We start from the raw sequence: 22,440 nt of genomic DNA, 5'->3' as shown, positions 1-22,440 counted from the left end.
ACTTTCGTAATCGCTGCTGTCAGGGTAGTTTTACCGTGGTCAACGTGACCAATGGTGCCCACGTTTACGTGGGGTTTTGTACGTTCAAATTTTGCCTTAGACATGCCAGTCTCCCCGCCAAACTTTTTAATTGTTAAAATCAAAAACAGGCAAGGTACTCCCTGCCCAATCAAAATCAAAAATGGAGCCCGCAATCAGAATCGAACTGATGACCTCATCCTTACCATGGATGCGCTCTACCGACTGAGCTATGCGGGCCAATTCTTCCAAAACTAAAATGGAGCGGGTGATGGGAATCGAACCCACATAGTCAGCTTGGAAGGCTGGAGTTCTACCATTGAACTACACCCGCAAAATAGTAAACTCTCAAATAAATGGTGGAGGGGGGAGGATTCGAACCTCCGAAGGTAGAACCGTCAGATTTACAGTCTGATCCCTTTGGCCGCTCGGGAACCCCTCCACTAAAGAGGTCGCATTTTCCGGAAATCCCCGCTCGCTGTCAACCACTATCTCACTTTTTGAATAATAAATATTTTTTAAGCCACTGCAGAATAGATTACCAACTGCATCAGAGCTGGTGGCATAGTATACTGCATGGCTATTTTTAATATTACGCATTGGAGTTTTTTATGGAGCAATACCGTGGCACCACGATCCTATCTTATCGTCGTGACGGCCAGGTAGTCATTGGTGGTGACGGCCAGGTCAGTCTTGGCAATACCATTATGAAAGGCAATGCCCGCAAAGTAAGACGTTTATACCACAACAAGGTTATTGCAGGCTTTGCCGGTGGTACCGCTGATGCATTTACTTTATTTGAACGTTTTGAGGCTAAACTCGAAAAACATCAGGGTAACTTGACCCGAAGTGCTCTTGAACTGGCAAAAGATTGGCGTACTGACAGAATGATGCGTCGACTTGAAGCATTATTGGCTGTCGCTGATGCAGAGGCTTCTTTGATCATTTCAGGGAATGGTGATGTTATCGAACCTGAAAACGGCTTAATTGCTATCGGTTCTGGTGGACCTTTTGCTCAGGCTGCCGCGACTGCTTTATTACTGAATACCGATTTATCGGCCCAAGAGATTGTTGAAAAAGGTCTGAATATCGCTGCTGATATCTGCATTTACACCAATCACAACCTCACAATTGAAACATTGGATTACAACAAATAATCATGAATCAATCACTTACTCCAAAACAAATTGTTCACGAATTAGATAAACACATTATTGGACAACATGAAGCTAAGAAAGCCGTTGCTATCGCGTTACGCAATCGGTGGCGCCGCCAACAACTGGATGCCACTTTGCAACAGGAAGTAACGCCAAAGAACATTCTAATGATTGGCCCAACTGGTGTCGGTAAAACCGAAATTGCCCGCCGCCTTGCTTCCCTGGTTAATGCTCCATTCATCAAAGTGGAAGCCACCAAATTTACCGAGGTGGGTTATGTCGGCCGCGATGTCGAATCGATTATTCGTGATCTTGCTGAAAGCGCTATGAAAATGTTGCGTGAAAAGGCTATCAGTGAAGCCAAGCCTCGCGCACTTGATGCGGCTGAAGAACGTATTCTCGACGCATTGCTCACCCCAGCACGCGGCACGCTGACTGAAGAAGAGTCCAATACTCGTCAAAAATTCCGCAAAATGCTGCGCGAAGGAAAACTGGACGATCGAGAAGTCGAGCTTGAACTGGCACAGCATCAGATGGGCGTCGAGATCATGACTCCACCTGGAATGGAAGAACTGACCAGTCAACTTCAAGACATGTTCCAAAACATGGGTAATCAGCGTAAATCCACGCGCAAACTGACAATTGGCAAAGCGATGCGTTTAATCAGTGAAGAAGAAGCCGCTAAACTGATTAACGAAGAAGACTTAAAAGCCGAAGTCATTCAACGTGTCGAGCAAACCGGTATTGTATTTCTTGACGAGATTGACAAAATCACTCACCGCGGAGAAGGTGGTGGTAGCGGTGCAGATGTTTCTCGTGCGGGAGTGCAACGTGATTTACTTCCATTGGTCGAAGGCAGTACTGTCTCAACAAAATATGGCATGTTGAAAACCGACCATATCCTGTTTATAGCTTCCGGTGCTTTTCATCTAAGTAAACCATCTGATTTGATCCCGGAACTGCAAGGTCGATTACCCATCCGAGTAGAGCTTAGTGCGTTGACTACAGAAGATTTTGTCCGAATTCTAACTGAACCGGATGCTTCGCTTACAGAACAGTATTCAGCCTTGCTTGGTACAGAGTCGGTTGATTTAAGCTTTACTGAAGATGGCATCAAACGTATTGCCGAACTTGCCTGGCAAGTTAATGAGAAAACGGAAAACATTGGGGCTCGCCGTCTACATACTTTGCTTGAGAAACTTTTGGAAGATATTTCCTACCAAGCGGGAGAAGAACCAGAACAAAAATTTGTGATTGATGAAAATTATGTCAGTCAGCAATTGTCAGAGCTGGTTCAAGACGAAGATTTATCACGTTACATCCTTTAAGGACTCGCTATGAGCCAGGCACCATTGCCAAGTGAAATCCAGCTACACAAGCAATCTCGACAACTTGAGCTGGTTTACGGTAACGAGCATTATTTACTGTCAGCTGAGTTTCTGCGGGTTCACTCCCCGTCTGCCGAAGTCCAAGGTCATGGGCGAGGTCAAGAGGTCCTGCAGATTCAAAAAGAACATGTCGGCATTAGTCTTATTGAACCCGTAGGTCACTACGCTATCAAAATTTATTTTGACGACGGACATGACAGTGGTCTGTTCACTTGGGATTACCTCTATGAACTCTCTGTTAACCGAGACGACTATTGGCAAAAATATCTTGGTAAGTTAACCGCTGAAGGATACGAACGTCAGCGCGACGCCTGAGGAAATTATGGAAGAAAATAATACGACCCATTTTGGTTTCAAGCAGGTACCGACCGCTGAGAAAGCTAAGCATGTCGCTGAGGTTTTTCACTCTGTAGCGGGTCGTTATGACCTGATGAATGACGTAATGTCTATGGGTATTCATCGTCTTTGGAAACGTTTTACATTGCATACCAGCAATGTAAAGCGTGGCGCTAAAGTGTTGGATATTGCCGGGGGAACAGGGGATTTGACAGCCAAATTTGCTGATATGGTTGGCCCAACCGGCAAAGTTGTGTTGGCAGATATTAATGCCTCGATGCTCAATGTTGGCCGTGATCGACTCACCGATCTGGGTAAAGCCGGCAATATTGAATATGTTCAAGCCAATGCCGAAACACTGCCATTTCCTGATAATACCTTTGATTGCATTACCATCGCGTTCGGTCTGCGCAATGTTACGGATAAAGATAAAGCGCTTGCTTCAATGCTGCGGGTACTCAAACCCGGCGGAAAATTATTAGTACTGGAATTCTCGCAACCGGCCAGCTGGTTAACCCCGCTTTACGACACCTACTCATTCAAAGTATTACCCGCTCTGGGTAAATTGTTTACCAATGATGCAGAAAGTTATCGTTATCTGGCCGAATCAATTCGTATGCATCCAGATCAACCCAGCCTGAAAAAAATGATGGAAGATGCTGGGTTCGAGCGTGTGGGTTTCATGAATATGTCTGCTGGTATTGTTGCGTTGCACAGTGGCTATAAATTTTAATGATAAGCGTGTTGTTAAAGCCTCTGGAAATCGCGCTGAATCATGCTTTACGATTTGATTTGGAAAGCCATGTACAGCTTCAACAATTTGCAGATCGCAGCATCCGGATTGATATCACCAATCTGAATATTGCCATTTTGGCAAGATTTACAGATGACAGAATTCTGCTCGATACCGCTGGCGACGATATAGCAGATTTGATGATCAAGGCTGATAGCTTTGCCTTATTGAAACTATTAAATCAACCTGACAGCCTGTTTTCCAATCAGATAAAGATCCTCGGTGATGTTCAGTTCGCTAAACAATTGCAAGATTGGCAACAGCACTTTGATTTCGACTGGGAACAACAACTCGCGCGATTTACTGGGGATACATTAGCCTATCCTTTAGCACAAAGTTTACGTCGGGGCTTTGACTGGTTGAATTACAACCGTTCAGAGTTTGAACAGAGTGTCGCAGAATACCTCAGAGAAGAAAGTCATTATTTGCCAGATAAATCCCAAACTCAGCGATTTATGCAAAATGTGGATTTGCTTCGTGCCGATACTGAAAGAGTGGAAGCTCGAATAAAGAGGCTGCAAAACCTAATCGAGAAAAATACATGAAACTCAGTCAGTTTGGACGTTTACTGCAAATTAATCATGTAATGGGCCGTCACCGGCTTGATGAACTTATTCTGGCGATACATTTTTTTCGTCCCTATCGATTTCTGAGCTGGTTTTCCCCTTACCGGTGGCGTCATAAAGCTGATTTGCCCAGAGGAGAAAGGATTCGTCTGGCATTGCAGGATTTAGGACCCATTTTTGTCAAATTTGGCCAAATCCTCTCTACCCGCCGTGATTTATTACCGGAAGATATAGCCGATTCGCTCGCTAAACTGCAGGATCAAGTTGCTCCCTTCCCTAACGATATTGCATTGGCGCTGATTCATGCCGCCTACGAAGAAGGTGAACCGGAACGTATTTTCAGTCACATCGAGGCCGAACCATTGGCCTCTGCATCAATTGCACAAGTACATGCTGCTACCCTTACCGATGGCAAACAGGTCATTCTTAAACTGGTGCGTCCGGGTATAGAAAAGGTGATTCGACGTGATGTTGATTTACTCTATACCCTCGCCGGTTTAGCTGAACGATACTGGTCTGAAGGCAAACGTCTTCGTCCGCGTGAAGTAGTTGCTGAACTGGAAAAAAATCTGTTTGATGAGCTGGACATGTTGAGAGAAGCCGCATCAGCTTCGCAATTAAAACGCCACTTTGCTGATGAACGGTTATTGTATGTTCCCGAAGTTTACTGGTCATTGACCAAGCCCAACCTGCTAGTACAGGAACGGGTATTTGGTGCGCCGATTAGCAATATCGCCTTGCTCAAACAGCACAATATTGATCTGGAACTGCTGGCCACCATTGGAGTAGAAATTTTCTTTACACAAGTATTCAGACACAGTTTCTTCCATGCCGATATGCATCCAGGTAATATTCTGGTTGATGTGAGTAATCCAGAGTTGCCACGTTATATTGCAATTGATTTTGGCATCATGGGTACACTGTCACCGGATGATCAGCGTTACCTGGCTGAGAATTTTCTCGCCTTTTTCAACCATGATTATCGTCGTGTTGCAGAACTACATATTCAATCCGGCTGGGTACCCGCTGAAACCCGAATGGATGAATTTGAGTCAGCTATTCGCAGTGTCTGCGAACCCATATTTGCCCGGCCATTGAAAGAAATTTCATTTGGACAGCTCTTGTTAAGACTGTTTCAAACTGCTCGGCGTTTTAATATGCAGATTCAACCTCAATTGGTGTTACTACAAAAAACCTTACTGAATATTGAGGGTTTGGGACGTGACTTATATCCGAATCTCGACTTATGGCAAACCGCCAAGCCGATTCTGGAACAATGGATGAAGGAAAAGCTGGGCTGGCAAGCGGCTGTTAAGTCTTTGCAAAAGGAAGTACCAACCTGGGCAGAAACCTTACCGACACTCCCCAGAATGTTGCATGATTTGACCAAGCAAGCTCAGGCAGGCCAACTGCACATGCAATTATCTTCCCAGGATTTAGAAAAGATCCGTCAGGAAGTCCGGCATTCCAGTTATCGAACAGCAACTGCCGTAAGTGGTGCAGCGTTCATTGTGGGTGCGGCAATCATTAAAGGCCTGGACGGTTATTCCTCAAATATGTTGGCTGGAATGCCCGTACTTAGCTGGGTTCTGGGTCTTTGGGGTGGATTAATGCTCTACTTCAGCTTACGTAGTCAATCTTAATCAGAACAGACCGCTGATAACGCCTTTATCATCAATATCAATACGCTCTGCGGCAGGTATTTTGGGAAGCCCTGGCATTGTCATCACATCACCGCAGAGCACCACAACAAACCCGGCACCACGCGATAAACGCACATCACGAATCGTCAATGTATGCTGTTCAGGTGCACCACGTAACGAGGGATCACTACTGAAAGAGTAAGGCGTTTTTGCCATACATACCGGCATGTCACCATGCAGCGATTGAAACTCACCGAGTTTTTTCAATATTTTTTTATCTGCCACCACTTTGTCTGCACCATATAATTGTGTGGCTATAGTATTTATCTTGTCCCATAAAGTTGCGCTATCGGGGTAGAGCAACTCACATTTTCCCGGTTGTTGTAATTTTTCCACGACTGTCTGGGCCAATAACTCTGCACCCGAGCCACCCTCAGCCCAATGTCTAGCCAAGATAGCAGTGGCTCCCATCGCCTCTACAGCCTCTTTGATTAATTCGATTTCTGCATCACTATCTTCAATAAAATGGTTTATTGCCACGATACATTGCAGGCCAAATTCATTCTGCAGATTATGTAAATGCTTGCGCAGGTTGGTCAGTCCCGATTTAAGTGCTGACAGGTTTTCAGCTGCCAGATCCGGTACGTTGACACCGCCGTGATATTTTAAAGCTCTAACCGTCGCCACAACTACTGCCATATCAGGCCGAATACCCGCCTTGCGACACTTAATATTAATAAATTTTTCAGCCCCCAAATCCGCACCAAAACCTGCCTCTGTTACAACATAATCGCTTAGTTTTAATGCCATTTTAGTGGCAATAACCGAATTGCATCCATGAGCAATGTTGGCAAAAGGGCCCCCATGAACAAACGCGGGATTATTTTCTAAAGTTTGTACCAGATTCGGTTTAATGGCTTCCTTGAGAAGCGCTGTCATTGCACCATTGGCATTCAGTTCGCTGGCATACCGGGGAGTTCCATCGAGAGAATAGCCAATCAGAATATGACCCAGTCGTTCTTTCAGTTCGTTGAGTGATCCCGCCAGGCAGAAAATCGCCATTACTTCAGAGGCTACGACAATATCAAAGTGATCTTCACGCACAAACCCATTAGCAGGACCTCCCATACCAATAGTGATCTGACGTAAGGCCCTGTCATTCATATCGACAACCCGGTGCCAGACGATCTTCCGTGTATCCAGCTGTAACGCATTACCATGATGAATATGGTTATCGATCATCGCTGCCAGTAAATTATGGGCGGCTGCAATAGCGTGAAAATCGCCGGTAAAATGCAGGTTTATATCTTCCATTGGCACTACTTGCGAATAACCACCGCCGGCAGCGCCGCCTTTTAAACCAAAGGATGGTCCCATTGAAGGTTCACGTACACAAACGGTCGCTTTTTTGCCGATGCGATTTAATGCATCGCTCAATCCAATCGTAGTGGTGGTTTTACCTTCACCTGCCGGTGTAGGACTAACCGCTGTCACCAAAATCAGTTTACCATCAGGTTTTGTAGCCAATTCATCCATTACCTGCAACGATACTTTGGCTTTGTATCGGCCATAGCTGTCCAGATCATCGACATGCAAACCTAATTTTTGCGTGGCGATCTCCGTAATATTCTGCATTTTTGCGTGTTGGGCGATTTCAATATCTGACATGCTATTTTCCGAATTCTGAATCTGCTGGCATTATACGCGAGTTAATGTGCGGCCCTGATTCCGCGTCAGAGATTATTCGCCCCAGCGTGGCATCAATTGGTGTGTTACAGAGGCTTGATCAAGGATTCTGGCTACCACAAAATCCACAATGTCTTCGAGTGTCTGCGGCCGAAAATAAAAGCCAGGATTTGGGGGCATGATGCATACACCTAACCGGGAGAGCTTCAGCATATTTTCCAAATGAATTGGCGAAAATGGGGCTTCTCTGGGAACGACAATTAATTTACGCTGTTCTTTGATCATGACATCTGCAGCACGATTAATCAGATTATCACTGCCACCCACAGCAATCGCTGACAAAGTGCCCATGGTGCAGGGACAGACAATCATGGTGGGGACAGAATGAGAGCCACTGGCAAGCGGAGATGACCATTGTTGCTCCCCATAGACCTTCAACTGACCAGGCTGGCAACCATACTCCGCTTCCAAAACTTTCACTGCATCTGCTGCGCGAGCAGGTAATTTCCAGTCAAGTTCATCGGCTAATACAATACGACCGGCAGCAGAAATCATCAGATGCACGGTCATTCCCTGCAACAACAATTGCTCTAATAAGCGTTTTGCATACGGTGCGCCCGATGCGCCAGTAATAGCCAGTGCGATTTGTTTCGAATCAGTCATTGGCCAATGCATCCAGAATTTTTTGATGGATACCGCCGAAGCCACCATTACTCATCACAACTATGTGATCACCCGCCTGGCATTGACTTAGTAATTGTGCAACCACATCCTCAATTTTCCGATGTAGGACCGACTTGTCACCCAGCTGTTGTTGGATGTTGTCCAGTGACCAGGATAATTGTGCATCCTGATACAGAATAACCTTATCTGCCGCTTGCAATGAGGCAGCTAGAGTCTGCTCATGAACTCCCATTTTCATGGTATTGGATCGCGGTTCCAACACAGCAATCAGTCTCTGCTGGCCGATATTGGCACGCAACCCCTGCAAGGTTGTGGCAATTGCCGTGGGGTGGTGGGCAAAATCATCATAAACTTTTATTCCACGACATTCGCCGCGAAGTTCCAGTCTACGCTTGACCCCTTTGAACTGGTTCAATGCCTCACAAGCATGTTCAACAGTGATTCCAACATGATGTGCCGCCGCCATAGCCGCCAGTGCATTGCTCACATTGTGACGTCCCAGTAATGGCCAATTTACCCTGCCAGTCTGGCCATTATGTTGTACGGTAAAACAATGACCATCCTCAGTCATATCGCTCACCTGCCAATCGGCATTTACACCATCCATTGATTGTCTGGGGGTCCAGCATCCCCGTTCCAGTGTCTGCTCTATAGCAGGATTAGCGTAGGGTGTGATCACCAGTCCCTCTGAGGGAACGGTGCGAATCAAATGATGAAACTGGGTTTGGATCGCTGCCAGATCGGCAAAGATATCGGCATGATCAAATTCGAGATTATTAATCACCAGCGTCCGTGGATGATAATGCAAAAATTTACTGCGTTTATCAAAAAAAGCGGTATCGTATTCATCAGCTTCAATCACAAAAAAAGGCGTATTACCGATAGCCGCTGACTGACCGAAATTCCCCGGCACTCCACCGATCAGAAATCCCGGCTGCATTCCAGCATATTCCAGAATCCAAGCCAGCATACTGCTTGTTGTTGTTTTGCCATGAGTACCAGATACCGCCAAAACCCATCGATTAACCAAAATATTTTCTGCCAACCACTGCGGCCCCGAAATATAAGGTAATCCCTGATTTAATACGTACTCTACTGCAGGGTTGCCGCGGGACATCGCATTCCCCATCACCACCATATCGGGAGCAGGTTGCAAATGTTCTGCTAAATAGCCTTGCATAACGTTAATACCAGCTGAAGCCAGCTGATCACTCATTGGCGGATACACATTGGCATCAGAGCCAGAAACCGTAAAACCACGATCACGTGCCAGCAAAGCAAGTCCGCCCATAAACGTGCCACAAATACCTAAAATATGAATATGCATTCAGGTTGCTCCGGACATAACTAAGCCGTTGAGAACAATGGCAATTACAACATACAGCATAGTCAGCGCAACTGCTTTCGGGGCTGATGTTTCAAGTGTGCGACGAATGATATGAGCCGTGACCATCAAGCTCCAGAACATGACCAGCATTAATGAGAATAATATAAAGTTTGCCGCGTCTGTCTTTTCGGCATACTGATGAAATGCCCACAACAATGGCATGGATAATAATCCCAACAAGCTGCCTGTACCCGCCATTGCACTCAGCGTCTGTTGGTAACGTGGTAATAAGTGATTGAATCGAAGTAACAAGTATAGAAAAGCCATCAACACAAGCAAATCACTAATGCCAATCCATAAACTGATTCGCATGGACATATCGATCTGATTCATCAGCACGCTGACACAGAAGTAACACAACAGTACCCATTGTGTAAGTTGATTATTTGCCGGAAGACTATCGGGTCCCGAACGGAACAGGCAAATATCAATAAATCGCAGTATAGATTTCATGTGCGGCATCATAGCGCGTCAGCAATGGTTCACAAAATATTTCTTATCTTTATTTGATTCCGGACATAAAAAAAGCCCGGCGAGCCATCTGCTGCCGGGCTTTTTAACACCGATGGTTCTCAATTAATCGTCCAGAGCAACACCCCATGGGAACGCGCCAACTTTAATTGTCTTAACTCGTTCCTGTTTTGCTGTATCGACGACGGAAACCGTGCCATCCACACCATCTGCGGTATAGATTGTTGAACCATCTTTAGAGAGGTCTAAGCCCCAAACCCGTTTTCCAACTGGAACATTACCTTTCAGCTCAAGTGTCTTTGCATCTAAAAATGCAACTGAGTTACCGCGGCCCGTTGTGACATACAACATTTTATCGTCCGGGCTGACTTTAATATCCATTGGTTTTGAATTTTCAACATCAATGGAAGCTTTCTTAACAACTTTCAGCGCTTCCATATCAATAATGGCGACTTCATTACCAATTTCACTTGTCGCATAAGCTAAACTGCCATCACTGTTGAAAGCCAGACCACGTGGACGTGCCCCTACAACTAAATGAGCAACGGCTGTGTAATCGGTCGTTTCAATAATATGAACCATATTGCTGGACTCACTGGTGACCAGCGCATATTTACCCGTAGGTGATACGGCAACCCCTTCTGGTTCAATTCCTACTTGTACAACAGCTAATTTTTCACCTGATTTAGGGTCAAGGAAGGTGGCTTCCCCATCATCTTCATTAGAAATAACAATATGCCCTGAAACAGGATTAACGCCAAAGGTTTCAGGATCATCACCTGAATCCAGAGTTTTCACTAACTCCAGGGTTTTGACATCAACAACGGCAATAGCATCGTCATCACTTATCGCCACATACAGCATTGTTTGATCTGGTGATAAACCGATACCACGAGGACGTTGACCGACATTAATGGAGGTTTCAACTTCAAGGGTGCGGGAATCAATGACGCTAACTGTATTATCTTTTTCATTGGTAGCAAATAATCGATGTGTTGGCTCTGCTAAAGCGGACGTACTTGCCAAAATCATTGAACTTAGCAAAAGTGTTTTAAATTTCATTCAGCGTTCTCCTAATATATTTCTCAATTTTTATTTGCAGGTAACTTTACCCAGGCTATCCAATCCACCTTCAAAACCGCGTAATGGTGCTTCAGCAACAATTTTATTATTGTTATCTACAAGTAATAGAATTTGGCGTAATTGGCCATTTTCACGAAAGTTAGCGTTATCGCCTTTTTGTCCATCAAAAACAAGATTTGTTTTCAGATGATTCAACATAAACTTTGCATCGTACTGCATTGTTTGTACCACTGAATCGGCAATCATTTTGGTTCCAGCCCAACCAGCCCAGGCCTGATCAGTCATTGCTTCACCCTGATTTTTCTCAAAACGATTGTTTAACTGGCTTGCGGCAAATTTTACAAAGTCTTTGTGCCAACTCATGACTTCGGCAGGCTTGTCAGGATTTTTTTCATTCCACTGCGCCAAGGCATCTGCGCGCATTTCATCACTTGGCGTAATATGGAACAGGTTGGGTATACAGGCCTGACGCAATTTATCATTACGTGAAATAAGATTAATTACCGGTGTTTCAGCAAATTGTTCAGACTGGGCAACTTTCATAATGTAATCATCATCAGTCGCCAACAATAAAACGGTCTCTACATTGGTCTTATCCAAGGCCTCTGGCTCAACAACTTCTACTTTATATTTTTGGCCTAAGAAGCCGCCCTGAAGATTTGCTTCTTTAATTCCTTGCTGAACGCCAAGCCAGACTTGACCCTCAGTAGGACCAATATAATGCATGGTGACGTCTATATCATTTGCCATTAACCACTGCGGCCAAATAAACGCCAGGAACATGCCATATTTTTTTAAGTGAACCATTCATCTCTCCTTCCATTACAAAACCATCTACAAGATACGTCCTTAGATGTCACTTATAATCAGAAAAATCCTCGACATCACAGGAAATTATCCTATCCTCAAGCCTTTGTAGTAATTATTTTCTTTTATTTTCAAATAGTTAACTAAAGGTACTTTTATAGCCTTGCTGATAGCAACACAAAACTGGTTGATATAAACCACTTTTATCAATAACTAAGATGAATTTCTCTCAAGATTTCTGCCCATTCGCCGCTACTTGCTTTACTAGAAACAGAGTGAGTCAAATGAAAAACAAATCACTGGAATTAGATCTTCGGCAAATCCTGCAAGGACTGGAAGAGTTTGCTACTTTCATGAGCTATCAAAGTAACTATGAAGGGTTACGCATACTTAAAGTAGAAACGCATTATGAACATAGCTCTCCACAGGACTCTTCCTTTTCAAAGAATGTTATTTCTATGGAAAACGCGCGTATACAGCGGACCCCTTATCCCGATAGTATTCCGGCCAAAAAATACCAATAAAAAGCCCGCATGATGCGGGCCCTTTTTGTATCAGACTTGGCTACCATCCGGATTGATATCACCCTCTTCCTCTTTTTCGGGTGGCATAAGGTCGGTTTTCGTAACCCCCATTAACAATACAGCTGTACCAGCAACGTAAATCGATGAATAGGTACCGACTAAAATACCTATCAGCAAGGCCGTTGCAAAAGCATGTATGACTTCACCACCAAAAACGAAAAGCGCTATAACAACCAGCAAGGTTGTCATTGAAGTCATAATAGTACGACCTAACGTCGCATTAATTGAGGTATTGATAACCTCAACCGGTTCCGCCTTACGCATCTTCAGAAAGCTTTCACGGATTCGGTCAAACACCACGATCGTATCGTTCAATGAATAACCTATAACGGCCAGGATTGCCGCCAAAACAGTCAGGTCAAAGTCTAGACGGAAAAACGAGAAAAAACCGACGGTGATAACCACGTCATGAACCAAAGCTAACACCGAGGCAATGGCAAAGCGATATTCAAAGCGTAACGCCACATAGATAAGAATACCGATCAGCGCGTAAACCATCGCCAGACCACCATCCTCTGCCAGTTCTTCACCGACCTGCGGACCAACAAATTCTACCCTTCTGACCTCAATAGCCTCAGTTTGCTCAGCCTGTAAAAGCTCAACTACCTTGTTACTCAGCTCAGCCATGTTTTCCGTTTCAATGACCGGCAAGCGAATAAGCACGTCCGATAATGAACCAAAATTCTGAACTAAAGCATCTTCAAATCCACCTTGCTCAAGGGTGGTGCGAATTTCACCCAAATCAACTGTCTGTGGATACCCTAGTTCGATCATGGTACCGCCAGTGAAATCGATACCAAAATTCAAGCTATTGGTCACAATCGAATAGACAGACACTATCAGCAATATGGCTGAAAATGCTAAAGCATATTTACGTATCCCAACGAAATTGACGTTTGTTTCTTTGCTCAATAAATGCATGAGTTAAACCTTAATTAAATAGACAGTTTTGGTCGTTGTTTATTACCGTAAATAAGGTTAATCACCATCCGAGTACCGACAATTGCCGTAAACATCGAGGTCAATATGCCCAGGGTTAACGTGATAGCAAACCCTTTAATGGTTCCTGTACCAAAACCGAATAACACTATTGCTGCAATCAACGTGGTAATGTTGGCATCAGCAATCGTCGAAAATGCTTTTGAATAACCAGCTTCAATACTGGCACGAGGACTGTTGCCCAATCTGAGCTCTTCACGGATGCGTTCAAAAATAAGAACATTCGCATCTACCGCCATACCGACCGTTAACACGATACCGGCAATGCCCGGCATGGTCAGCGTGGCCTGCAGCATAGACAGCAACGCCACGATCAATACCAAATTAGCAGCCAAGGCCAGATTGGCGACCGCACCAAATAATCGGTACCAGACAATCATAAACACAAGAACCAGTGCAAAACCAATCATTACCGAAGCAAATCCCTGGTTAATATTTTCTTGTCCCAGGCTTGGTCCAACAGTACGTTCTTCAACGATATCGATAGGTGCAGCCAACGCTCCGGCACGAAGCAATAGAGCAAGATCGCGTGCTTCTGTGGTACTGTCTAATCCGGTAATTTGAAACTTTTTACCTAATTGATCACGTATCGTTGCCACACTGATAATTTCGGGAAGTTGCCGTCTTACGCTGACTTCTTCACCATCAATAACTTGTGTTTCAATTTTTGACTCAATAAACACGACCGACATCGGATTGCCAATATTCTCCCGGGTAATATTGCTGAAAATACGTGCGCCTTTACCATCTAAAGTGACAGATACTGCAGGAGAACCACTTTGCCCATCAATTGTTGAAGCAGCATTGATAACATGCTCGCCGGTTAACATGACTCGTTTATTAAGCAAGTAAGGTCTGCCATCGCGATGGTAAAACAGTTCTGAGTTAGCGGGTACTCGGCCGTTTAAAGCATCTTGTACATCATTTTCAAAATCAACTAAACGAAACTCCAAGGTCGCTGTTGCTCCAAGGATTTTTTTCGCTTGAGCGGTATCCTGAACACCAGGCAATTGCACAACAATACGATCTTGTCCTTGCTGTTGAACTGTCGGCTCTGCAACCCCCAATTCATTTATACGATTTCGTAACGTTGTGATATTTTGCTGTAAAGCCAGGGTTTGTGTTTCACGAACGATAGTTTCATTTAACGTAATGGCCACCGTTGGGCGCTCGGCATCTTCATCGACTACCGCATTAAGCTCATTATGCTCACGGTTGATTTCTGCAATAGCAGCGTCTAAATCGGCTTGTTCACGAAATCCAAATGTGAGAACACCTTTATCCACATTGACCTGGGTATAACGGATGGTTTTGTCACGTAGCAAAATCCGAATATCGCTGGCGTAACTTTCCAGTGTCTGTTTCAACACGGCGTCCATATCGACTTCCATCAGAAAATGCACACCACCGCGTAAATCCAGGCCAAGATTCATCGGTTCTGCTCCCAGAGACCGCAACCATGCAGGGGTATTGGGAGCTAAATTCAAAGCAACGATATAATCTTCCGAGCTCAACTCTTGCTGGATAAGGTCACGGGCTTCGAGCTGGTCGTCAGCTTCAGTGAAGCGAATCAACAAACGGTTTTCTTCAAGCACAACCCCTTTATAAGGTATATCAGCCTGTTTAAGGGTGGACTCGATTTCATTAACTAATTGCAAATCCACGCTGTTCAGTCTCCCAGCGGAAACCTGTACCGCAGGATCATCACCAAACAAATTTGGCATAGCGTAGATAATGGCAATGAGAATTACTGCCACAACCAATAAGTTTTTCCAGAGGGGGTATCGGTTCATCTTAAGATCCAGATATCAAAAAGGCTGCTCTCCGGCAGCCTCTTCTCATTTACAGTTTTTTCAATGTGCCTTTTGGAAGCACTGAATTGATTGACTCACGACGTACTTTTACTTCAACCGTTTCAGCAATCTGCAGGCTGATCGCATTGTCGTTAATTTCGTTAATTTTGCCCATCAAACCGCCATCAGTAACGACTTCATCACCTTTGGCCAATGACTGTTGCATGTTACGGTGCGCTTTAGCACGTTTTTGTTGTGGGCGAATCAACATGACATAAAACAGCACCAATAAAATGATTGGAAAAGCAAAATCCAATAAACCCGGTGATCCAGCCGATGCTGCAGTTTCAGCAAAAGCAGGTGAAATCAGAAAATCCATCATATTTCCTCTAAACTGGCAAATAAAAGACAGTGATTATGCCACAGCAAACGGCTGGCTGATAGCCAATCGCTTTATTCAGCACGATCTTGGCGCATTGCATAAAATGATTGACGAAACTGCTGAAGAGTTCCAGCTTCGATAGACTCTCTCAACTGTTGCATCAAACGCTGGTAATAATGCAGATTATGAATCGTATTCAAACGAGGCCCCAGCATTTCCCCTGTTCTGTCCAAATGATGCAGATAGGCTCGGCTATAATTTTTACAAGTGTAACAATCACAATACGGATCGAGTGGTCCGGTGTCTGATTTATGACGACTATTACGGATTTTAATCACTCCCTGATGCACAAAGAGATGACCATTGCGAGCATTACGTGTTGGCATCACACAATCAAACATATCCACACCAAGGCATACTGCTTCCACCAAATCTTCCGGTCTTCCCACCCCCATTAAATACCGGGGTTTATCATCTGGCATTTTGTCGCTGAGATGATTAAGAATACGTAACATATCTTCTTTGGGCTCTCCCACCGATAGGCCCCCAATGGCATAGCCATCAAATCCAATTTCAGTTAATCCTGCCAAAGATTCATCACGTAATGCTTCATGCATTCCCCCTTGCACAATGCCAAACAAGGCGGAAGGATTATCAGCATGCGCTGTTTTGCTGCGTTCAGCCCAACGTAGTGATAAACGCATCGAGCTGGCAGCGGTTTTTTCATCTGCAGGGTAAGGGGTGCATTCATCAAAAATCATGACAATGTCACTGCCTAAAGCTCGTTGAACTGCCATAGACTCTTCTGGTCCCATAAACACTTTATCGCCACTGACAGGCGAGCGGAAATGGACACCCTGCTCAGTTATTTTGCGTAAATCCCCCAGACTGAACACCTGAAAACCACCGGAATCGGTCAATATAGGTTTATCCCAACGCATAAAGTCATGTAAATCGCCATGACGCTGGATAATATCTGTGCCGGGTCTCAACATCAGATGAAAGGTATTGCCAAGCAGAATTTCTGCTCCCGTCGCTTTGACTTCTTCCGGTGTCATGGCTTTGACCGATCCATAGGTGCCAACCGGCATAAATGCAGGGGTTTCAATCGTCCCCCGATCAAAAGTCAATTGACCTCGACGTGCCAGACCATCTTGTGCTGAAGTCGCAAATTTCATTGTATTCACTCATCAAAAATTGGCGCACAGGATAGCATTATCAAGAAGCTTACAGTGAATTCAGACGCAATCTGCTGCCAGTTAGGGTAGGATCTGCATACAAAATTTCAGTGAGAAGCAGCATGACACAATCAAATATCATCGTAGCGTTGGATTATCCTGATTCAAACGCAGCACTGCACATGGCCGATCAATTAGATCCTGCACGTTGCCGACTCAAAATCGGTAAAGAATTATTTACCCGCAGCGGCCCGGATATTGTCAAAATGCTGCAACAAAAAGGCTTTGATATCTTTCTCGATTTAAAATATCACGATATCCCCAATACAGTCGCTAAAGCGTGTGCAGCGGCGGCAGACTTAGGCGTCTGGATGATGAATGTGCATACGCTTGGGGGACCGGCAATGATGTCTGCAGCACGTGAGGCGATTGGTAGTCAACATGATGCTCCTCTGCTGATTGGTGTGACCTTGCTCACTAGCATGGATCAACAGACATTCGAAGCCATTGGTTTACAAGGCACCATCCAGGAGACCGTTCTGCGTCTCGCCGTCATGGCAGCGGATAATGGTTTAGATGGAGTGGTTTGCTCTGCTCATGAAACCTCCATGTTGAAAGCGGAGCTTGGAAGCCAATTTCAATTGGTGACACCAGGTATCCGTCCCGCTGGCAGTGCTAAAGGGGATCAGCATCGAATTATGACACCTGCTCAAGCCATTCAAGCTGGTAGCCACTACCTGGTAATAGGCCGGCCAATTACTGCCTCTGTTGATCCGATGCAAAAACTGATTGAAATTGAAAGTGAGCTAGCTTAAAGCAAGTTACCCTGCTAAAGAAAAGAACCGAATAAAAAAACCCGCTAAATGCGGGTTTTTTATTAGATGAAAGTATTTTTAACATTAAACTTTAAATTTGGCCGAAGCATCCTGTAATTGCGAAGACAAACTACTGAGAGTATCGACTGCCTCAGAAGTAGCTCTCGCACCATCAGCTGTGTGATCAGCTATCTGGCTGATATTCACAATACCGCGGTTAATATCTTCTGCCACTGAACTTTGCTCATTGGCTGCATTGGAAATCTGTGTACTCATTTCATCCATGGTAGAGATCATCGCGGTAATGCTATCCAATGCTGAACCGGCACTGGCCGCTTTTTCGACACTGGTTTTGGCGCTTTCACGGCTTTCATTCATTACCTTGACGGCAGCCCGTGCCCCTTGTTGTAAGCGCTCTACCATTTCTTCAATTTCATGGGTTGACGATTGTGTTCTGGCGGCAAGTGTTCTGACTTCATCAGCCACCACAGCAAAGCCACGACCATGCTCACCAGCACGAGCAGCTTCAATAGCCGCATTCAAAGCGAGAAGATTGGTTTGCTCGGTAATCCCGCGAATGACATCAACGATTGCACCGATATTACCGATATCCGCTTCCAGTTCGCTTAGTGTGACAGCCGCTTTTTCAACCTCACTCGCCAGGGTATCAATGGATTGCATGGTTTCCAGCACAACCTGTTTACCCGCTTTCGCTTCATTGTCGGCATTTCTTGCCGCTTCAGCCGCATTGGTCGCTGTACGCGCCACTTCCTGAACCGAGGCAGTCATTTGATTCATCGCTGTCGCAACTTGATCAGTTTCTTCCTGTTGCTTGAGTACACCGGTTACGGTTTCTTTACTGATAACCGTCATGTTTTGCGTAGCGGTATTAAGCTGACTAACGCCTCCAATCAGCGTATGGACAAGATTAGCGACATTTTTACGAGCACTATCCAGTTCAAAAGCCATCCAGCTGAAATCACTTTTACCGGAGATAGCAATTTTTTGCGTAAGATCTCCTTTTTTAATGTTCTGAATGCCATTGACCAGTGTTGTGGCTCGCTTATCACCAAAACGGCCGATAACATGCGCCATGAACATGATAATCGCACTACCGATTACAACAAACCCGCCTACTACTTTTAGTTGTTGCATCGAAGTGACAGCATTCAGTTCCATGTAAAACATCAAGCCCGCCAGCAGAACCAAGCTGATAATGCCAAAGCCAGCAACGATGTACATGCGTTTTCTCAGCGAATAATTTTCTAACTTAAACACGCCGCTTTCTCCACTCTAAGTTCATCTTTATTATTATCATGCAAACACACTGACACCAACACTATTATTTGCTGAATCAGCTGAAATTTGTGCTGCTTCATCCTCAATATCGTCCACTTCAACGATAACTTGAGCCGAATTATGACCATCGGCTAATTGTTCATCCTGAGCGGAGCCATTTGAGGAGTGCTGTTGATGACTCACTTCAGCATGATTAAGCGCCAGTCCATTTTCAGTAAAACTCTCGCGTAATCTTGGTAACGCTTGTTCTAATGCATCACGGGCCGCCGCATTTGATGCAATAAAAGTGACGTTGGTCTGATCGTTTTGCATACTTAATCTAACTTCGACAGGTCCAAGATGCGCTGGATTCAATCTAAGCTCGGCCTGTTGAACGCCCTCGCGAGCCATCCATACCACCCGACTACTCATTACTTTTGACCAGGCAGAATTATTGAGTTGCGGCTGGATATCCAGAGATAATGCCGGCGTTGCTGAACTAGTCGCCCCGACTACTGGGGTGGCTGATGTGCCTAAAGTCGTTGAAAAAACCAAAGGATTTGTTAACTTTGCGGTTGAACTTCGTTCACCAGGCACATCCAGTTGCCGCATTGAAGCTATAATTTCTGCGCTCACCATATTGCTCGGCTGTGGCATTTTTCCGACATTCTCCATCATCGACTTCAACTTTTCATTGACCACGATCTCCCCTTCACCACTTTGTTTTTGAATGGCTTGGAGTATGTCGGCACGAATTGAATTAGCTGTATTTTCCACCTTACTGGATTTACTGCTATCCACTAAAACGGACTGAGGCACCACATTACTCACATTCACTACATCGGACGTTTTCTTTTCAGCGCTGGTTTTAATGGTCGGACTGTCTGACATCAATACTATTAAGTTAACGTCTTCTCCCTCTTTGGCTTCTGAAGAATCCGGATCTGTATCTGATTTTTCTGTCGTTTTATCAGTGGATTCTGACGGCAACTTTTTGCCGTCCTCTGTTTCAGTATTTTCCGCTTTATCCGTTTTTTCTGTCTGTTTCGTGTCAGTTTTAGCATCCGTTTTTGATGCTTTCTCTTTTTCCGAGCTTTGTGCTTCATTCACCCGGCGATCTAATTCAGACGCAAACACCTCATTATCGTTGCTATTTACCTTGGATTTAATCGCTTTATCAGCAGTATTGGTAGCAACGTTCATTGAAGGGAGGATTAGCTGTTGCGGCATTATTGTTTCCTTAAGCTCTGTTTGTCAGCATGAATAGCGCTGGTCTGAGACTTAAATAGCAATGGATGTGCCAACCTTGAGATTTCATGTAAGCGAGTTTTTGTTAAGCGTTCCGATTAATTGCGTTAAAGCCTGGGTTTGCACGGACAATTGATCACTTATATGTTGAATTGCTTGTCGGTTTTGGTTCTCTTTTGCAATTGCCTGTTGGCCTAGTTCCGTTTCCAACTGATGTGTAAGCGCAATCGTTTTATTCAGCTGTTGTTGTTGCTGCCCAGACTGCACTTTCAAGGGTTGAAGTAATTGACTTAGCTGTCGGTTTAATACACGGATTTCCATTGCAAAATCACGCATTTGTCTTGCCTCATCACCCAGTTTTGCAGCTTCAACAGTGCAGTTTAACGCCAATAAACTTGTTTCAAACACGGCCTCATCGATTTCTTGCAACATGGCGCTTAAATGGCTGTTTTGCATCTGAATCTCATGCAACGCTTTCTCCAGACCTGATAACAAACTGCGAGGTAATTGACTGGAGTCGGTGAATTGTGAGGCAGTGAGTAAACCAGCATGATCGTCCTGAACTGGTAATTGAGGATAGCATTCAAGCAAAAAGCCCTGTGCAACGTCATTTTTATATAGGACAGAAATAGTGAGTCTCAAATCAATGACAGCATTGTGTAAATCCATACTTCTGGGCAATTGATCAAAATCCTCAAACCAGCTTATTGGAAAGGGGACTTTTTCAGCAAAATCATGTAATGAAGTACCAATAAGCCGGTCAATGCTGAGTTTGGAGGATAACTGTTGGAGATTATTTTGATGTTGATTTAACAGACTTTCGGCTGCGGCATTCAGATAACAAACGACCAGATTCAAATCCAGTATCAGCATAGGCGTGGCAGTTTGTGCAACCGCTAACTCAGTGAGCGCATACTCCGGTGCAGAAGAATGGTTTGTATGGTTTGACTGGTAAACCGGTTTCGACTCATTCACCGTGTTAACAGGCGTTTGCATTAATTCAGCGACGTATTCCAGAACATTTCGCCAGGCCTGCTGTAATTGATTATCCCAGGTTTGATCAGCAAATTCGCCTAGCACTGCTAACCAGTTCTCAATGAACATCTCATAATGTGCGGCCTCAACACCGTATTGCTGGTGTCTTACCCCAAGCCCTTGCAGATAATCCGTTATCATTTCCGAATCATGTAAATGCTGAATAAGCAATACCATCGAGGCCAGCAGTTTTTTATGCTGACCTTCAATTGTGACGGATTTGAATAAAGGGCTCAGCTCTGGGTATTCAGCAAATAAGCGCTGGTAAAAACGCTCAGCCAATGCCTCGCTAAACTGGATCAACGCAGCGAAGTTGTGCTCAACCAGGGTAATGTCATGCTCGTCCAGCCCCGTGTTTAAAGCATTATTTCTGAGTGCATTTTCAGCCATCAGTTCACTCTTCCCATCAGCAAATCGTTTGCTAAAGATAGGTAATCAGCAGGATTAGCAGACTCGCTATCGTATATCACTGTTTTTAATACTCGCTTAGGAAAATACTGCGTTAACAAATTACCAAACTGATAAGCAAAATCACTGCCATCCGGTAATTTATTTAAACATAGCCATAATCGTAATGAATCATTCCTCAATTTGGATACTCGTTGCAGTACCGGTAACATTTTTATCATTCCACGTAATGTCCCGTGTTCCGCTGAAACCGGAATTAACATATCGGTAGCAGCTAATACGGCATTTGTGCCTAACAACCCCGAAAGCGCAGCACAATCCATTAGAATAATATCGACATCTAATAGAGTTGTCGAAGTCAGTAATTGCTTCAACTGGATCCCCAGCTTGATATTGGGACGCTGTTGTTCGTAAATAGCAAGATTGGGTCCTGACGATATTAATGATAAATGTTCTGTTAAGGGCAATATAACTTCATCTATCGAACTCGCATGGATTAGTATTTGCTCCATACCGTTTTGGTTTTCGGGTACCTTAAATTGTCGACTCAAATCAGCTTGGGGATCCAAGTCCAGCATTAACACTCGATATCCCATCTCTGCCAAGGTTATCCCTAAATTTGCTGTAATGGTCGTTTTCCCCACATCATGTGTCTGATTCATTACAGCAATAATCCGCTTGGCTCCCTGTTTTGCCATCGC

At 44.5% G+C, this 22,440-nt stretch carries 23 protein-coding genes and 3 tRNA genes; 8 read left to right on the top strand and 18 right to left on the bottom strand.

The genetic code is table 11. The annotated features are described in order from the left end of the window. The 4 genes from LGT40_RS12965 to LGT40_RS12950 all read right to left on the bottom strand — a co-directional run. On the bottom strand, nt 1-104 hold a 104-nt coding region (locus LGT40_RS12965), incomplete at its 3' end, for a GTP-binding protein (protein ID WP_226069765.1). Nucleotides 105-182: 78 nt separating this feature from the next. After that, nucleotides 183-258: transfer RNA gene (locus LGT40_RS12960), tRNA-Thr, on the bottom strand. A gap of 20 nt (nt 259-278) precedes the next feature. Next, nucleotides 279-352: transfer RNA gene (locus tag LGT40_RS12955), tRNA-Gly, on the bottom strand. A gap of 23 nt (nt 353-375) precedes the next feature. Beyond that, nucleotides 376-460 (bottom strand) — tRNA-Tyr (locus tag LGT40_RS12950). A 169-nt stretch (nt 461-629) separates the two neighbouring features. Here LGT40_RS12950 and hslV point away from each other — a divergent pair. Genes hslV through ubiB form a run of 6 tightly spaced genes read left to right on the top strand, consistent with a single transcriptional unit; the run spans nt 630 to nt 5,901 of the window. Next, nucleotides 630-1,175, top strand: a complete 546-nt coding sequence (gene hslV, locus LGT40_RS12945; RefSeq protein ID WP_226073221.1) for an ATP-dependent protease subunit HslV — start codon at nt 630-632, stop codon at nt 1,173-1,175. 2 nt (nt 1,176-1,177) lie between these two features. Next, nucleotides 1,178-2,503: an ATP-dependent protease ATPase subunit HslU gene (hslU, locus tag LGT40_RS12940; RefSeq protein ID WP_226073218.1), complete on the top strand. Its 1,326-nt coding sequence runs from the start codon at nt 1,178-1,180 to the stop codon at nt 2,501-2,503. A 9-nt stretch (nt 2,504-2,512) separates the two neighbouring features. Then, nucleotides 2,513-2,878 carry a gamma-butyrobetaine hydroxylase family protein gene (locus tag LGT40_RS12935; RefSeq protein WP_226073216.1) on the top strand — a complete coding sequence of 122 codons (366 nt, stop codon included), beginning with the start codon at nt 2,513-2,515 and terminating at the stop codon, nt 2,876-2,878. Nucleotides 2,879-2,882: 4 nt separating this feature from the next. After that, nucleotides 2,883-3,632, top strand: a complete 750-nt coding sequence (ubiE, locus tag LGT40_RS12930; protein ID WP_432758079.1) for a bifunctional demethylmenaquinone methyltransferase/2-methoxy-6-polyprenyl-1,4-benzoquinol methylase UbiE — start codon at nt 2,883-2,885, stop codon at nt 3,630-3,632. Beyond that, nucleotides 3,632-4,237 (top strand): ubiquinone biosynthesis accessory factor UbiJ, encoded by a 606-nt coding sequence (locus LGT40_RS12925; RefSeq protein ID WP_226073212.1) that lies wholly within the window; start codon nt 3,632-3,634, stop codon nt 4,235-4,237. The genes ubiE and LGT40_RS12925 overlap by 1 nt, the downstream gene beginning before the upstream one ends. Beyond that, nucleotides 4,234-5,901, top strand: coding sequence for a ubiquinone biosynthesis regulatory protein kinase UbiB (ubiB, locus tag LGT40_RS12920; RefSeq protein WP_226073210.1), 1,668 nt, complete (start codon nt 4,234-4,236; stop codon nt 5,899-5,901). Before LGT40_RS12925 ends, ubiB begins: the two co-directional genes overlap by 4 nt. Here ubiB and LGT40_RS12915 read toward each other — a convergent pair whose 3' ends face one another. From LGT40_RS12915 to LGT40_RS12890, 6 genes are all read right to left on the bottom strand, one after another. Continuing rightward, nucleotides 5,902-7,569, bottom strand: a complete 1,668-nt coding sequence (locus tag LGT40_RS12915; protein WP_226073208.1) for a formate--tetrahydrofolate ligase — start codon at nt 7,567-7,569, stop codon at nt 5,902-5,904. A gap of 72 nt (nt 7,570-7,641) precedes the next feature. Then, nucleotides 7,642-8,250, bottom strand: a complete 609-nt coding sequence (locus LGT40_RS12910; protein WP_226073205.1) for a flavin prenyltransferase UbiX — start codon at nt 8,248-8,250, stop codon at nt 7,642-7,644. Next, nucleotides 8,243-9,598 carry a UDP-N-acetylmuramate:L-alanyl-gamma-D-glutamyl-meso-diaminopimelate ligase gene (gene mpl / locus LGT40_RS12905; protein ID WP_226073203.1) on the bottom strand — a complete coding sequence of 452 codons (1,356 nt, stop codon included), beginning with the start codon at nt 9,596-9,598 and terminating at the stop codon, nt 8,243-8,245. Before mpl ends, LGT40_RS12910 begins: the two co-directional genes overlap by 8 nt. Then, the gene (locus LGT40_RS12900) at nt 9,599-10,111 is read right to left on the bottom strand and encodes a hypothetical protein (protein ID WP_226073201.1); all 513 of its coding nucleotides are present in this window, start codon (nt 10,109-10,111) and stop codon (nt 9,599-9,601) included. 123 nt (nt 10,112-10,234) lie between these two features. Next, complete coding sequence (locus LGT40_RS12895; protein WP_226073199.1) at nt 10,235-11,191, bottom strand: PQQ-dependent catabolism-associated beta-propeller protein; 957 nt, start codon at nt 11,189-11,191, stop codon at nt 10,235-10,237. Nucleotides 11,192-11,221: 30 nt separating this feature from the next. After that, a complete protein-coding gene (locus tag LGT40_RS12890; protein WP_226073197.1) occupies nt 11,222-12,019 on the bottom strand; it encodes an ABC transporter substrate-binding protein in 798 nt (265 codons plus the stop codon). Between the two features lie 284 nt (nt 12,020-12,303). Between LGT40_RS12890 and LGT40_RS12885 the strand changes: the two genes are divergently transcribed. Further along, the gene (locus LGT40_RS12885) at nt 12,304-12,543 is read left to right on the top strand and encodes a hypothetical protein (RefSeq protein WP_226073195.1); all 240 of its coding nucleotides are present in this window, start codon (nt 12,304-12,306) and stop codon (nt 12,541-12,543) included. Between the two features lie 30 nt (nt 12,544-12,573). Here LGT40_RS12885 and secF read toward each other — a convergent pair whose 3' ends face one another. The 4 genes from secF to tgt form a co-directional block, all read right to left on the bottom strand. Further along, on the bottom strand, nt 12,574-13,524 hold the full coding sequence (gene secF / locus LGT40_RS12880; protein ID WP_226073192.1) for a protein translocase subunit SecF: 951 nt from the start codon (nt 13,522-13,524) through the stop codon (nt 12,574-12,576). Between the two features lie 14 nt (nt 13,525-13,538). Then, a complete protein-coding gene (secD, locus tag LGT40_RS12875; RefSeq protein ID WP_226073190.1) occupies nt 13,539-15,395 on the bottom strand; it encodes a protein translocase subunit SecD in 1,857 nt (618 codons plus the stop codon). Between the two features lie 49 nt (nt 15,396-15,444). Then, entirely contained in the window at nt 15,445-15,774 is a 330-nt protein-coding gene (gene yajC / locus LGT40_RS12870) for a preprotein translocase subunit YajC (RefSeq protein WP_226073234.1), read from the bottom strand. A 74-nt stretch (nt 15,775-15,848) separates the two neighbouring features. Next, a complete protein-coding gene (gene tgt, locus LGT40_RS12865; protein ID WP_226073188.1) occupies nt 15,849-16,955 on the bottom strand; it encodes a tRNA guanosine(34) transglycosylase Tgt in 1,107 nt (368 codons plus the stop codon). Nucleotides 16,956-17,077: 122 nt separating this feature from the next. On the opposite strand from tgt, the gene pyrF reads away from it, so the two are divergent. Next, the gene (gene pyrF / locus LGT40_RS12860) at nt 17,078-17,770 is read left to right on the top strand and encodes an orotidine-5'-phosphate decarboxylase (protein WP_226073186.1); all 693 of its coding nucleotides are present in this window, start codon (nt 17,078-17,080) and stop codon (nt 17,768-17,770) included. Nucleotides 17,771-17,854: 84 nt separating this feature from the next. Here the strand turns inward: pyrF and LGT40_RS12855 are convergent, their stop codons facing one another. From LGT40_RS12855 to LGT40_RS12840, 4 genes are all read right to left on the bottom strand, one after another. After that, complete coding sequence (locus tag LGT40_RS12855; RefSeq protein ID WP_226073184.1) at nt 17,855-19,048, bottom strand: methyl-accepting chemotaxis protein; 1,194 nt, start codon at nt 19,046-19,048, stop codon at nt 17,855-17,857. A gap of 36 nt (nt 19,049-19,084) precedes the next feature. Continuing rightward, nucleotides 19,085-20,278 carry a flagellar hook-length control protein FliK gene (locus LGT40_RS12850; RefSeq protein ID WP_226073182.1) on the bottom strand — a complete coding sequence of 398 codons (1,194 nt, stop codon included), beginning with the start codon at nt 20,276-20,278 and terminating at the stop codon, nt 19,085-19,087. Between the two features lie 84 nt (nt 20,279-20,362). Then, a complete protein-coding gene (locus LGT40_RS12845) occupies nt 20,363-21,721 on the bottom strand; it encodes a globin domain-containing protein (RefSeq protein WP_226073180.1) in 1,359 nt (452 codons plus the stop codon). Continuing rightward, nucleotides 21,721-22,437 (bottom strand): ParA family protein, encoded by a 717-nt coding sequence (locus tag LGT40_RS12840; RefSeq protein WP_226073178.1) that lies wholly within the window; start codon nt 22,435-22,437, stop codon nt 21,721-21,723. The genes LGT40_RS12845 and LGT40_RS12840 overlap by 1 nt, the downstream gene beginning before the upstream one ends. Nucleotides 22,438-22,440 lie beyond the last annotated feature (3 nt).

The organism is Methylophaga pinxianii (genome assembly GCF_020447225.1).
GTDB classification, from domain to species: domain Bacteria; phylum Pseudomonadota; class Gammaproteobacteria; order Nitrosococcales; family Methylophagaceae; genus Methylophaga; species Methylophaga pinxianii.
The sequence above is the reverse complement of the archived record's forward strand: the minus strand, read 5'-3'. Positions and strand labels throughout refer to the sequence as shown.

What these genes read in the sequence shown, in the direction of transcription:
- hslV (WP_226073221.1), top strand. Translation starts at nt 630, where the DNA reads ATGGAGCAATACCGTGGCACCACGATCCTATCTTATCGTCGTGACGGC.
- hslU (WP_226073218.1), top strand. Translation starts at nt 1,178, where the DNA reads ATGAATCAATCACTTACTCCAAAACAAATTGTTCACGAATTAGATAAA.
- LGT40_RS12935 (WP_226073216.1), top strand. Translation starts at nt 2,513, where the DNA reads ATGAGCCAGGCACCATTGCCAAGTGAAATCCAGCTACACAAGCAATCT.
- LGT40_RS12925 (WP_226073212.1), top strand. Translation starts at nt 3,632, where the DNA reads ATGATAAGCGTGTTGTTAAAGCCTCTGGAAATCGCGCTGAATCATGCT.
- ubiB (WP_226073210.1), top strand. Translation starts at nt 4,234, where the DNA reads ATGAAACTCAGTCAGTTTGGACGTTTACTGCAAATTAATCATGTAATG.
- LGT40_RS12915 (WP_226073208.1), bottom strand. Translation starts at nt 7,569, where the DNA reads ATGTCAGATATTGAAATCGCCCAACACGCAAAAATGCAGAATATTACG.
- LGT40_RS12910 (WP_226073205.1), bottom strand. Translation starts at nt 8,250, where the DNA reads ATGACTGATTCGAAACAAATCGCACTGGCTATTACTGGCGCATCGGGC.
- mpl (WP_226073203.1), bottom strand. Translation starts at nt 9,598, where the DNA reads ATGCATATTCATATTTTAGGTATTTGTGGCACGTTTATGGGCGGACTT.
- LGT40_RS12900 (WP_226073201.1), bottom strand. Translation starts at nt 10,111, where the DNA reads ATGAAATCTATACTGCGATTTATTGATATTTGCCTGTTCCGTTCGGGA.
- LGT40_RS12895 (WP_226073199.1), bottom strand. Translation starts at nt 11,191, where the DNA reads ATGAAATTTAAAACACTTTTGCTAAGTTCAATGATTTTGGCAAGTACG.
- LGT40_RS12890 (WP_226073197.1), bottom strand. Translation starts at nt 12,019, where the DNA reads ATGGTTCACTTAAAAAAATATGGCATGTTCCTGGCGTTTATTTGGCCG.
- LGT40_RS12885 (WP_226073195.1), top strand. Translation starts at nt 12,304, where the DNA reads ATGAAAAACAAATCACTGGAATTAGATCTTCGGCAAATCCTGCAAGGA.
- secF (WP_226073192.1), bottom strand. Translation starts at nt 13,524, where the DNA reads ATGCATTTATTGAGCAAAGAAACAAACGTCAATTTCGTTGGGATACGT.
- secD (WP_226073190.1), bottom strand. Translation starts at nt 15,395, where the DNA reads ATGAACCGATACCCCCTCTGGAAAAACTTATTGGTTGTGGCAGTAATT.
- yajC (WP_226073234.1), bottom strand. Translation starts at nt 15,774, where the DNA reads ATGGATTTTCTGATTTCACCTGCTTTTGCTGAAACTGCAGCATCGGCT.
- tgt (WP_226073188.1), bottom strand. Translation starts at nt 16,955, where the DNA reads ATGAAATTTGCGACTTCAGCACAAGATGGTCTGGCACGTCGAGGTCAA.
- pyrF (WP_226073186.1), top strand. Translation starts at nt 17,078, where the DNA reads ATGACACAATCAAATATCATCGTAGCGTTGGATTATCCTGATTCAAAC.
- LGT40_RS12850 (WP_226073182.1), bottom strand. Translation starts at nt 20,278, where the DNA reads ATGCCGCAACAGCTAATCCTCCCTTCAATGAACGTTGCTACCAATACT.
- LGT40_RS12845 (WP_226073180.1), bottom strand. Translation starts at nt 21,721, where the DNA reads ATGGCTGAAAATGCACTCAGAAATAATGCTTTAAACACGGGGCTGGAC.
- LGT40_RS12840 (WP_226073178.1), bottom strand. Translation starts at nt 22,437, where the DNA reads ATGGCAAAACAGGGAGCCAAGCGGATTATTGCTGTAATGAATCAGACA.